Origin of the sequence: Allotamlana fucoidanivorans (assembly GCF_006265225.1) — a bacterium.
Lineage (GTDB): Bacteria > Bacteroidota > Bacteroidia > Flavobacteriales > Flavobacteriaceae > Allotamlana > Allotamlana fucoidanivorans.
Map to the genome: position 1 here is coordinate 1 of NZ_VDCS01000024.1, position 12,918 is coordinate 12,918.

8 protein-coding genes are annotated in these 12,918 nt (G+C 33.3%); 1 reads left to right on the forward strand and 7 read right to left on the reverse strand.

Annotated elements, in window-relative coordinates; all coding sequences use genetic code 11:
* Positions 1-388 precede the first annotated feature (388 nt).
* The 7 genes from FGF67_RS16300 to FGF67_RS16330 form a co-directional block, all read right to left on the reverse strand.
* A complete protein-coding gene (locus tag FGF67_RS16300) occupies positions 389-1,390 on the reverse strand; it encodes a GntR family transcriptional regulator (RefSeq protein WP_139698826.1) in 1,002 nt (333 codons plus the stop codon).
* A 621-nt stretch (positions 1,391-2,011) separates the two neighbouring features.
* Entirely contained in the window at positions 2,012-3,541 is a 1,530-nt protein-coding gene (locus FGF67_RS16305; RefSeq protein ID WP_139698827.1) for a phosphatase PAP2 family protein, read from the reverse strand.
* Positions 3,542-3,651: 110 nt separating this feature from the next.
* Positions 3,652-6,060, reverse strand: a complete 2,409-nt coding sequence (locus FGF67_RS16310; RefSeq protein ID WP_139698828.1) for an arylsulfatase — start codon at positions 6,058-6,060, stop codon at positions 3,652-3,654.
* 24 nt (positions 6,061-6,084) lie between these two features.
* The gene (locus FGF67_RS16315; protein ID WP_139698829.1) at positions 6,085-7,485 is read right to left on the reverse strand and encodes a DUF1254 domain-containing protein; all 1,401 of its coding nucleotides are present in this window, start codon (positions 7,483-7,485) and stop codon (positions 6,085-6,087) included.
* Positions 7,486-7,490: 5 nt separating this feature from the next.
* Positions 7,491-8,909: a DUF1254 domain-containing protein gene (locus FGF67_RS17465; protein WP_199240704.1), complete on the reverse strand. Its 1,419-nt coding sequence runs from the start codon at positions 8,907-8,909 to the stop codon at positions 7,491-7,493.
* 408 nt (positions 8,910-9,317) lie between these two features.
* Positions 9,318-9,860 carry a TetR/AcrR family transcriptional regulator gene (locus tag FGF67_RS16325; RefSeq protein WP_139698830.1) on the reverse strand — a complete coding sequence of 181 codons (543 nt, stop codon included), beginning with the start codon at positions 9,858-9,860 and terminating at the stop codon, positions 9,318-9,320.
* Positions 9,861-9,900: 40 nt separating this feature from the next.
* Positions 9,901-10,641: a porin family protein gene (locus FGF67_RS16330; protein ID WP_139698831.1), complete on the reverse strand. Its 741-nt coding sequence runs from the start codon at positions 10,639-10,641 to the stop codon at positions 9,901-9,903.
* Between the two features lie 436 nt (positions 10,642-11,077).
* Between FGF67_RS16330 and FGF67_RS16335 the strand changes: the two genes are divergently transcribed.
* Positions 11,078-12,550, forward strand: a complete 1,473-nt coding sequence (locus FGF67_RS16335) for a helix-turn-helix domain-containing protein (protein WP_139698832.1) — start codon at positions 11,078-11,080, stop codon at positions 12,548-12,550.
* The last annotated feature ends 368 nt before the right edge of the window (positions 12,551-12,918 follow it).

Sequence of the window (12,918 nt, forward strand, 5' to 3'; positions counted from 1 at the left end):
ATTTAAATCTAAAAGCGCAATTTTGTTGCCTTGCTTTGCTAAGGCTGAGGCTAGTGTGCTACATAGCACACCGCCTGCTCCTGTTACTACTATTGTTTTACTCATCTAGTCTTGTATGTTTGGTTGATACATTTAATAATGACTTATTCAATGAATTTTATCATATTACTCCCCTAAAACAACTTATATAGCTTAGAGATTAGTACAGAATAAGTATATAACAAAATTAAGTAACACAACCCAACAACCTGTCCTGCTCCATCCTGCTTGAAAACATAAAGAATTAGGAGTTAAACAAATGCAGCTATTATTCTATCTTTAAAATAGAAATTCACACAATCATTAGTCTGTTAAAACAAACATAATATAGTTTTCTGGTGATTTAATTTTAGAGAGATTCTCTTATAATTAACCTCGTTTTTAAGTAAGTTTGCATGGGTTGGTTTGAAGAAATAAATTCTGCTGCTTTTAAACCAAATTCTCTAAAATCAACTGAAACTACTGTTATTCCTTTATATGTAAATTTTTTCCATGGCGTATCATTATAAGACAGGATTCCCACATCTTTACCTAATTCTAATCCTTCGAAACTGGTCTGGCCTAAAAACTCATATAACATCCTATCACTAACACTAATATACGCCACATTACGCTCCACTAAAAACTCTTTAGAATTTTTTATAACTTTAAAAGGAAAGTCATTCTTTTTACAAAATTTTTTAAAACAAATAACACTTTCTTCTGGATGAAATGTAAACTCAGGATAGAGAAAATGCAATTCCTTATATTTTTTAAATAGATCTAAGGCTTCTTTTAGACAATTGTAAAATCCTTTTCCAAAATCTTGGAACAAATAGTTTTCTCTACTTTTGGAATTTATTTTCCAATCAATTAGTAGTAACTTATTTGATTCAATTTTAGATAAAGATTTCTCTACTTCAGGATGATTAAACCCCATAACAATATACTTATAATACTTACCATTATCTAAATCTAGCATTGATTTAAAATTCTTAATATTATAATGATGGAATTGTAAGTCAACTATAACATTATTTGGTAAGTTCTCCATAAATGAATGGTAAAGAACCTCTTTGTAGGCTTTAAAAGTACTAATAAGTAAAAGCACCCTCTTTCTACTATCACATATATAATACCCTTTATTGGGAGTAGATTTTATAAACCCCTGATTTTTTAAAAATGTATATGCTTTATAAACTGTATCCCTTGAAATTTTATAATCTTTACTAAACTCATTTATTGACGGAATTGTATCGCCAACAACAAGACTATTTTCGTCAATTGATTCCTTTATTGCATTTACAATCCTTAAATATTTAGGCGTGTCATTTTTATCAATATTCTTTAAGAGTATCTTTTGCTTGGTCATTTCATTAACTTATTAAAATCAAAGATTATTAAGAATTCTAGAAAGCTCTCCAATGTATTCTTAACTACACTGTTCCCCTCAAATAAAATAATTTTTAAAAACACATCTGTCCTGTACTGTCTGATGTAAACGAAATGAAATTAAATCTCCTCTAACCTTTCTGATTGGAAAAGGAATGACTACACTTAATTTGGGATAAAGTTGAGAAAACATGTATACTATATATAGTCTTAGGTAATTCTGAAGAGAAGCCCCTAACATATAGGTTTCAAGTAAACTCTACATATTCATGTATCGTTAGCTTTTAAATTTATAATACAAGTTATCCCTTTTGCTATAAAAACAATCAAAAACTAACTTAAAAGTTAAATAGTTGTTAACAAAGGAGCTAATTCGGTGTCAGTAAAAAATGAAGCATCATTAAACCTCTAATTCATATATCAAAAGTAAAATTCAAAACAATTCTCTTTCTCCACAGATAAAACCCATAAATACACTGAAAATCAGCCCATTTATGGATTTTATTCACGCAATCCCCTCACACAATCCTCTGAATTTTGACAAATAAAACTAATAAGCAATCAGTTATATATTTATTCACCTCTTCAATCTCAATTCCAACTACCAAAGCATCACATTTAAATTAGCCCCTAAAGCAAAAGAATCATAAGTGGCTGTTTTATCTTGCTTAGGAAAATAAGTAGGTTCACCATTATTAAATGCATTCATGTAGGTCACTTTATATTTCAAATCAGCCCAATTATAGTCAGCATACAAACCAATAGATAAGTTTTTACTCAACACCCTTTTATAGTATATACCTGTACCCCAACTAAATGAACTTTTAGGATCATAATCTGCATAAACATACTCTTTTGGAGGGTTATCTTCAAAATCATACTCCCCCAACTCTCTTACAAAAACTTTAGAGCTAGGTCCTGAAATAACACCCGCATGTAACTTGGTTCCAACAGCATTTTTACCAAATGGAATCTGATAATAAGGTCCAAAATAATACATTCTGTTTCCTGCAGATTGAGGTAACACTTCGTACCCAACCTCATTAAACTTCTGTTGTAAATCGTCTGTTACAGTACTAGGAAAGCTTTGAAATCCTATTTCAGCTCCTAAACCAAAGTTCTTATTAAAAAAGTAAGCCCCTTCAAAGGATATTCTATAGCCCCTTTTTGCCTCTAAACCAGGTTCATTTTCTCCCGATGTGTTCGTTAAAGTGGCATATCCAATTTTTGCTCCAAGAAAAGAGGGTTTTGATTCATTTATCAACCTATTTGTGGCTTCAATTTCATTGATCCCTTTTTCTTTCCACCAGCCTTCATTTAAAAAATAGGCTAATTCTGTTGCCCCAATACCAATACCTGCTCCAGCAGTAACATCAGAAATCCAATGCCTGTTATTCAATTGTCTAAATATACCTGTAAAAGTAGCCAAAGTATATGCTGCGATACTATAAAACGGACTTCTATGCTTATATTCTTTATGGAAAATATGCGCTCCCATAAAGGCTGTAGTAGTATGACCTGAAGGAAACGAGTTATTAGAAGAACCATCGGGTCGTGGTTCGGCAATACTATATTTCATACTTTGAACAACAATCAAATTAAGACCAAGCGCTGTTGCCATGGTTGATAGTTTTCTACCAGTGGTGTGCTGACTCTTTATACCAAAAGCATCAAGCGCATAGGTGGCTAAATACGGTATGTACTGTGTATGATCATCAATAGAATTATGAAAATCTGGAAGATATCTATTGATTTCATCCCGACTATTAACTTTAAAATCTGTATTAAAATGCATTATAGTACCAGCCGTAATTAAACCTCCCGCCACCAATAAAGAGATTCCTGTATCTGTTTTATACCATTTAGGTTTCCCAGTGATACTATCTGAAAGCATCATCAAATAATTGTCTGACTCTGTGTCAAAATCATTTGTCAAACTGGTCATTAAACTATATTGATCTATTTGACTCTTATATTTAAACCAATTATTCGTAGTATTAGTATTGGGTGTTGCGTTTAACACCACATGGTGATTAACTTTAAAATAATCCGCTTTATTAGTGTTAAAATTTAATTGTGCAAAACTCAAACTAAATGACAAGCAACAAAGTATAAGTGGGAATAATTTCATAAGATTTTTTGGTTGTTATAAAAATATTTTGGTGTTATTTATAAATTACAAACCATCTTTCTTCACATCAACGGTGATTAATATGAAGAAAGAGCGTTTAAGAATAGGTTTTATTCGTCAATATATTTGATATAAATTTTTTCTATTTTTCCATTAAAGCGGAATGGAACCCGGTCATAATAATCCAATGAGACTGGAGATCCTAAATCAACACCTATATCAAAAGTTTCTGATGCTGTATGTAGTGCTGGAACAGATCGCTCAATGCGTCCTTGCCCTACTTCTTTTCCATTTACTTTAAGGGTGATTGTAGCAGGCGCCAAGCGTTCTTTTGTATCGTATGTTGTTTCCACCTCAATTTTTACTTTTCCTGTAGGAATGGTCGTTGTTGATGCTACTTTATATCGGTTTAAGGTCATAGCATTATATTCTGCCTTTAAAAAACCTTTATCTATATATACCGTAAAACCAGAAGAAATACCACCTAAAGCAAAAAGAACCCCCTCAGTGTTATTATTAATTTCAGTATCGATGATTGCTACAGTAGAACGCCCACTGACAAATTTAGGAGCCATAGCTTCTGGGATACGTTCCTGTCCTTCATAAAACGACCATTCCGTTAGTGGTGAAGAAGGTAGTTCGCTTGGGCTGTAAAAAACGGTATAAAATGAAGCTCCAATTGGATAAACCAGATTATCGGTAGCCTCCTTGTCAAATATAGCCTTTAACTCTCCAAGCTTTTCTGGATTTTTATCTGCTAAATTTTCAGCTTGTGAATAATCTTCATTCAAGTTATAGAGTTCCCACTCCTCTTTTTCAGGTTCCCAGTTTATAATACCTGTTGGATCTGTTGACCATGGTTTTTTAGGGCCAAAAGTTCCAGCAAACCAACCATCATGATAAACACCCCTACTACCAAGAATTTCAAAATACTGCGCTCCTTTAGTGGTTTTTGTTTCTGGGTTATTAAAAGTGTAAACCATAGAGGTACCATCAAGCGGTTGTTGTTCTACCCCATTAACAACCTTGGGAGGTGTAATATCTAAAATATCATAAATGGTGGAAGCTATATCATTTACATGATGAAACTGAGAACGGACTTTACCATCGTGTTTAATTTTTTTTGGCCAAGAAATAACCATTGGTGTACGGGTACCTCCCAAGTGAGCTGCTACTAGTTTGGTTCCCTGAAAAGGTGATGCCCCAGCATAGGCCCATCCATGGTGATACATGATATCGAGTTTTGGTCCACCTAAGGCTTCCATACCACCATAATCTTTGTTAAGCACCTCTATTTGTTGTTCGATTGTAGATGGCATAGCATTTTGTGCTAATAACTCACTAATGGTTCCATTCATACCCTCGGCAGAAGGTCCATTATCTGAATTAATATAGATTATTAAAGTATTCTCTAACACACCTTGACGATCTAACTCATCTACAATTTTACCATACTGTACATCGGTGTGTTCTAAAAATCCAGCATATATTTCCATTAAACGACTTTGAAATTCGCGTTGAGATTGAGGCACATCACTCCACTTCTGCATACCCATAGCTAGAGGATTTAATACAGCATCTTTAGGGATCCACCCCATCTCTTTTTGTTTTTCAAAAGTCATAGCGCGTAAGGCCTCCCAACCTTCATCAAACTTACCGTTATATTTATCAGCCCATTCCTTAAAAATTTGATGTGGGCCATGAACAGCTCCAGGAGTAAAATACAAGAAAAATGGCTTTTCGGGAGTTATGGTCTTACTAGTTTGTATCCACTCAATAGCCTTCTTTGCCAAATCCTCGGTAAGGTGGTAGTTGGCATCGTGCGGTGGCTCAATAGGGTTGGTATTTTCAAACAAACGAGGCTCATATTGTGAGGTCTCACCTGCTAGGAATCCATAAAAGTAGTCAAAACCAATACCTGTAGGATAACGATCAAAAGGCCCTAATTTTGTAATATCTGTAATTGGCGTATTGTGCCATTTTCCGAAGGCGGCAGTATTATACCCATAATAGGACAATATTTGAGGTAAGGTAGCGGTTGATTTAGGAATTTTACCTAAATACCCATCCCAATCTGAAGACAATTCAGCTATTTGGCCTGTAGCTACTCTATGATGATTACGACCTGTAAGCAATGATGCTCTTGTTGGTGAACACATGGCTGTAGTATGAAAGGCATTATATGAAATACCAGACTCAGCTAAACGCTTCATGGTTGGCATATTAACAGGACCACCAAAAGCACTTGGATTAGCAAAACCTGCATCATCAGTCATGAAAATAACAATATTTGGAGCGTTTTCGGGAAGGTGTTTTTCTGCTTTTCGCCACTGATGTTTAGAGTCTGCCAATGTTTTTCCCGTAACACTTGAACTAGCAGGTTCTTTAAAAGGTAATACAGCGCCTTCTTTTTCTTGCCCATTAGTCTGTGTACTGATAAAAATGGAACAAATTAATAATATAAAAATCCTAAATATATTATGGATTTCATACTTAAGAGTATTTGTTTTGACTTTCATAAATATAGTTGTTTGTTATTTATATTAATTTTTTTCTATTGCTGGCGGTGCATATAAAGGATTCAGTGCCTCTGAATCTGGCCAATAAATGCGGCCTTGTATAGAGAACTTACCATCATGAGCAGGAAGCCAGTTGGAAACTTTATCTTCACCAGGGTTATTCTTTTGAATATACACGTCCAAAGAACCATCTTCATTATACTGCAAACCTTCCGTTGCGCTACTTATCACGTAACGGTTGATATCGTTTTCAATAAATAATTGCTCTGGAAGCTTATACATAGACAATGACCAGAATGCTTTGGCAGGAGGTAATTCATCGGCATCAAAATGTAATATATAATTATACTTTGAACCATCGAGTTCTTCTCCGTCTGAATCAAAAGTAGTCTCAGGATAAAAAGCTTCTTCTAAATCGTTGCCCCAAATACCAAAATAGGCTGCTGCCGCTCTGGTAAGATACTTTCCCTGCATGGCTTCTCTGGTTCCAAAAACATTTGCTACCAGCTGCCAACCGTTTTTTCGCTCTCCTAGCTGCGAAGCCGCTTCTTCAATTTTTTTCATGGCAGAGCGAACTCCTTCATTGATAGCTGAAATTATTTCAGAATCATAATCGTCAATATTAAAGGGCTTACCTGGCTCAATCCCTATTTTGCTAAACTTTTCAAAAAGTGCCATCTCGGAAGGATGAATGTTACCTTGAGTCATTAAAGCATTTACATAAGTGATAAAATTAACATCAGCAACCTTTTGAGGGTTATAAGGAGGAAAATCGGGATTTGGAGGCATAACCATAGCTTCCATGTTACCTAGATAAGAATTAAGAGAAACAATAGTATAGTGCGCCATAACGGCTTGAGCCTTTTCTACATCACCGGGACCAAACACCTGTGTTCTTCCCAAGGCAATTAAGTAATTCCCTTCAGATGCTATGACCTTACTAATACCATCAGGAACCTCACCATCCCAATGAGGTCCAACAAACATAAAAGTACCTGCTTCAGTTCCTGTTTTTCTAGATCCTATATAGTCAATATTATGCGTATACATATCTATAATTTGCCATGAATAGTATCTGTTATCAGTGACAGCAGGAACCTTTAAAATTTGAGGTTGATTGGACACATCAAGCCATACACCTGAATAAAATGTATCGTTATTAGGTCTAACAATTACGGTATCCTTCGGGCCGCTTAATCTTGTTTTATTTATCATCACATTAAAGGGCTGTTCATAGGCACCAGATTTCTCATACATGGCCATAGCAAACATCAATTTATAATGTTCTATCATGGGATAAGCAAAGATGTATGCTTCTTCTGCTATTTCTTTTGCAGCTTCGGGTGTCACTGTTTTGTTCTTTTGGTGACAAGACGTTAACATCACCCCTAATAAGATAACTACTGGTAATAACTTATTCTTCATAATGACTAATTATTTTTTGTTAAAGGAGGGTTAATCCAACTACCTGTTAAAGCCGATTCTTCTGGTCCATAAAGTCGCATAACGAGATAAAAAGGACCATCTGGTGCAGGTAGCCAATTCGCTTCCAATACCTCTCCTGGAGATTCTTTTTGAATATAAATGGTTAAAGACTCATCACCGTTCACAACAAAATCATCCATCATAGCTGAGTTAACCAAATAGCGATCAAGAGCATTATCAATAAGAAGCTGCGTTTTACCGTCATACATTGTAATAGACCAAAATGCTTTTACAGGGGGCAACTCGCCTGCCTTAAAGGTCATGGTGTAATTGTGTTGAGAGGCATTAAGAGGTTGCCCTTGAACATCTACTAAATAAGTTGGATAGGTTGCTTCAAACCCAGAGTTTCCGTATAACCCCATATGAGCCGCTACGGCTCTTGGCACGTACATGGTTTCAAGATTATAATTTTCATGAGCACTTTGAGTTAAAAAGTCGCGGGTACCAAATATTTTGGCACTCGCTAAAGGATCATTTGCATACTTTTTAATAAAATCTTCTAATTCTGCAAAACCTGCCTTCACTCCTGCCCTTATAGAATCTTGAGTTTCTAGAGTAAATCGATTAATATTAAAACCTTCTTGCGTGCCTAAGCCCAGTTTAGCAAATTTGTCTATAAGCGCTTTTTCAGTTTCTATTGGGGTAATCTGTTTGAGCATGACATCTAAATATTGGAATGCCTCAACAGTAAACTGTTCGCCTTCCTTCCACTCAGGAAAATTACTTGTATTGATAGTTTCTTTTAAATCTTCTCCTAAATAAGCACTTAAGGTTTGTAAATGGTACTGATTTTGAATTTCTTTTACTCTATCAATATCAGTTGCATCCATAAGTTGCGTACGCACTACAGTAAAAAACAAATCTGTTTCACAGTAAATAATATTACGTATGTCTTCTGGCTTATCCCCTTTCCAATTAGTTGGTGCAATCAGGTATTTACCCGCACTATTTCCAGTTGTTAATGAACCTATATAAGCAAAATTGTGCGAATACAAATCTATCAACTGAAAGGAATAATAGCGTTCAGCTTCTATTTCAGGCACCGAAATCACAATCGGTTCTTTGCTTATATCACACCAAAACATACAATAAGGGGTATCTGAATTTGGTGTGACAACGGCTTTGTCTTCAGGAGAAAACAATCGGGCATCACAAGACATTTGGTTCAATTCACCTTTATAATCTGGAGAATTTTTATCTACCGCATAGGCATGTAGCGTTTTATAATTCATGACCATTGGAAAACCATAAATATAGGCTTCTTTAGCAATCTCCTTAGCTTCTACTGGTGTTAACTCTGCTTTTTTTGAGCAGCCTAAAAATAAATTTACGGTAAATACTACCAGTGCAATTTTTTTAATCATTTTAATATGTTACTGTTTGATTTGTTTATGTTCTAATTTAATTATAATCTGCTTAATACAAAGGGGGTACTTATTGTTTTTATGTTATTTTTTCATTCAATGTGCTATGCTTCTTTTAGAATACTTTTGGCTTGATATCAATAACGGGAATGCTATTAAAAAAAGGAAAGATATCAGGGAAGTTTCACCAAAGACTATGGTATTCTGAATATGGATTGATAAAGTATACAACACCATACAGGACAAAAGAAAACACCCTAATTTCATGAATTGTTTGATTTAATAGCTAGCCAAAACAAAATTACTTAATAAGGTTTAAGAATGCTAGACAAGGGTGTCAGGTTTAATTACAAAAAGGATATTTTACTAACAGCTTAAAAATGAAGGCACTTAATAGGTTTAGATTGGTTATTTTGGTATAACACCAATGGTATCATTCATTATCTCTTCGGCTAAACTAATCATATAATTTACACTTAAATTAGAAAAGTTTAATCTAGAATACCAAGCATCTGTAAGTGTAATATAGAATTGACATATTTCATTGTCTGAAAGTGTCCCTCCAAAATAAGGCTTTATCAAAGGAAGTAACAAAGAAATATTCTGTCTATTAAATTCATTATATACCATATAAAATTCTTGAATATGAGTATGTTTTAGCAATTGTTGATGAAATCGTACTCCTACTCTATATTTATACATGATCTCATATAAACCAGGTATTAAGGTTTTTAATGTTTTTATTTCAGATTGAAAACTCTCATTAAGTTCCGCATGATGCTTTAGTAAATCTTCTATTAAATGCTCTTTATTATTAAAGTAATAATAAAACGTTGCCCTGGGAAGATTGGTTTTCTTGGCGAGTGCTTTCAAACTAAAATCTGGACCATTGCAGGCAAATTCCTTATAAGCAGCATCTATCCATTCTGAATATTTTTTGTTTCTTTCCATAATTAATGGTCACCTATAATTTTTTCTCTTGGAGTTTACATCAAAGTTCCTGCTTTTTTCCTGCGCCTATAGGAATATTTACTTTTAAAAACAATGAACTGTTTTTAGTGTCACTCACATTTTTATAAACATTAGCTAAACCTAAATAATATTTTGCCCCAATAGTCATGCCTTTACCTTTACCTAAAATATACCCTAATCCGAAGGTGAATCCAGCATCTAGCTTATTTATCTTATCTTTATTAAACTCTTTTATAGTGGCTTCTTTTCCATTAACACTTGAATAATATTCAATCCAGGATTTATACATTAATCCAAATTGTGGGCCAGCTTCTACGTAATAGGCTTTATTAAATTTGTATTTGGCTAATGCAGGCACTAAAAAATAATTCAATTTTTGACTATAAACGCCTTCTTCATTATATGTTATAGCTTGAAGCCTTTCAAGATCATTTTCCGACAAGTTTTTAAGCCCTAAATTTGATTTCACCAAAACACCGGTATAGAGCGATAATTGATTTTTCATTCTGATGTCAAAATAAAAACCAATATTCCAAGTTCCTAAAGCTGACGAACTCTCAAAGTTGGATATTTGTGACCAATTAACCCCTGTTTCAAGACCAAACTCTAAACCATCAGAATTTAATTTATCTCCTAACAGAATGGAAATTAAAATCTGAGAGTGCCCTGTTAACCCCACAAAAAATAAAGAAATAATGATAATTAGGCGCTTTATATAAAGCTTAGTTAAGGTATCATATTTACTTTTCGTTTTGTTCATCTATTTTAAAACGGGTATAATAGACAGATTTCATTTTAATAACGAAATGAAATTATTACAAAAAAGTATAATAACCTAAATTTTTATAATGGTTTTCTATTGAAATCTTATTATAGTTCTAGTAAAAGCAATCAATTCTTTCTTTAGTGTGTCACTTGTAAAGCCCAAATTAGTTGGTTAATTTCTTGTTGTGCCACTTTTAGTTCCCTTAAAATGGCATCTAGATTTATGGAGTTTTCCATTATCAATTTGCCATTACATGAAACAATAGTGAAAAATTTAAACCAGGTAGCAAAAAACACCAGAAAAAAAACACCTGAAAAAAAAACACAAAATTTGTTACTTAAAACAACAAATCAATTATATCGTCTTACGTTTTAAAATACTATTTTTGGTGGATGTTTAAGCCAAAAAAATTTTTAAAAGTAATAAAATAATGGGTAGGATAAGATTAAATAACTATCTTAAGTATATCATTATAATTTCTCTTTTTAGTAGTTGTGCTAATAATTCAAACGATATAATCTTTGAAGACTTTGAATCCCATAGTTTCAATACATGGAAAATTCAAGGAACGGCATTTGATAAACCTTATTTAGCAGACACAATAACTAACAGCAAATTAAAAAACACCGTAAAAGGAAGTGGTTTTGCTTATTCATACATTAATGATTCTGTTTTAAATCAAGGCAAATTAATTTCACCAGTCTTTAGAATCCAGCACAAATACATTGATTTTTTGATTGGAGGAGGACAACATGTTACACGTACCTGCATAAACTTACTTATCGATAATAAAATAGTTCGATCAAGTACAGGTAAAGGACAACCATTTTTACAAGAAGAAAGTTGGGATGTAAGCGAGTTCATTGGTCAAAACGCAATAATGGAAATTGTAGATGCGAGACACTACTCTTCTGATGATTTAGATTATATTATGGTTGATAATATTGTGTTTAGCAACCATTTACCACGCCCAACAATCATCTTTGAAGATTTTGAAACAGGTACTTTTAATAATTGGCAGGTTGAAGGCAATGCCTTTGAAGAACCGGGTAACCGAAAGAATATTTATTACCCTGTGACCGTAAACGGATTTCAAGGCAAGCACTTTGCCTTTTCGTTTGGTGAAAAACATGATAAGGAAAAAGGTCGTTTAACTTCTGAAAAATTTATAATAACGAGAAACTATATCAGTTTTTTAATTGGAGGGGGAAATCACCCCGATTCTACCTGCATTAATCTTATTGTAAACGATAGCGTACACTTTAGTTCAACTGGATTAAGCACAGGTGAATTAAGGAAAGAATTCTGGAATGTAAGCCATTTACAAGGAAATAAAGCTCATATAGAGATAGTTGACAATTACGCTTTAAATTGGGGACATATTATAATTGATAATATTTGTTTTACGGATGATGTAAATAAAAAAAATGAAAGTGTTTATTACCACCAACAGATTGTACAGCCAATTTATAAGGTTGCTATAATTAGTCTTGTAATCCTAATTATACTACTAATTATTATCATCTGGATAAAACGAAGAAAAGAGAACAACTCAATTATGAGTAAAAAATCTTTCCAAAGTACATTACTAAACCTACTTGAAAACGATAAAATATACTTAAACAGTGATTTATCGGCATCTAAATTAGCAGAGACTATAAGTATTCCTACAAGTGAATTACTTGAACTAAGCGAACAAGTATTTAATAAAAACTTTAACCAACTTATAAATGAGTATCGTGTTAATTATTTTAAAGAAGAGGTACTAAAACCCGAAAACAAGGAGTTGAAATTGGTCGCTATTGCTAAGAAATGTGGATTTAACTCTAAATCTTCTTTCTATCGTATCTTTAAAAAGCACACCAATCAAACACCTACGGAATATATGCAGGATAAATCATAGTTATACGCTATTTGATCTGGCAAAAGTACAAATTTACTTCGTCTCATAATACTGTTCAAATTTAAGATTATTATTCTACTTTTAAACACTGCGGTTTTTGGGAAGGCTACATTTGTTTAAATCTTGTCTCAAAAACAAGCATTTTTACTCATATTTTATTCTAATAAGGTTTTATTCCAGTATTCTAAAAGCTCGTCATCTGAAGGCGCTTCGGTAAGTCCTAATTTGTTCATTTTCTGTTTATGGACTTCCTATATTAGACTGGACAAAAAGATGAGAGAATATGTTTGCTAGTTATTAACTTAGCAATTATGAGAAGTAAACCCAAACATTACACTTTAGAATTTAAACAAAAGGCAGTTGAGTTG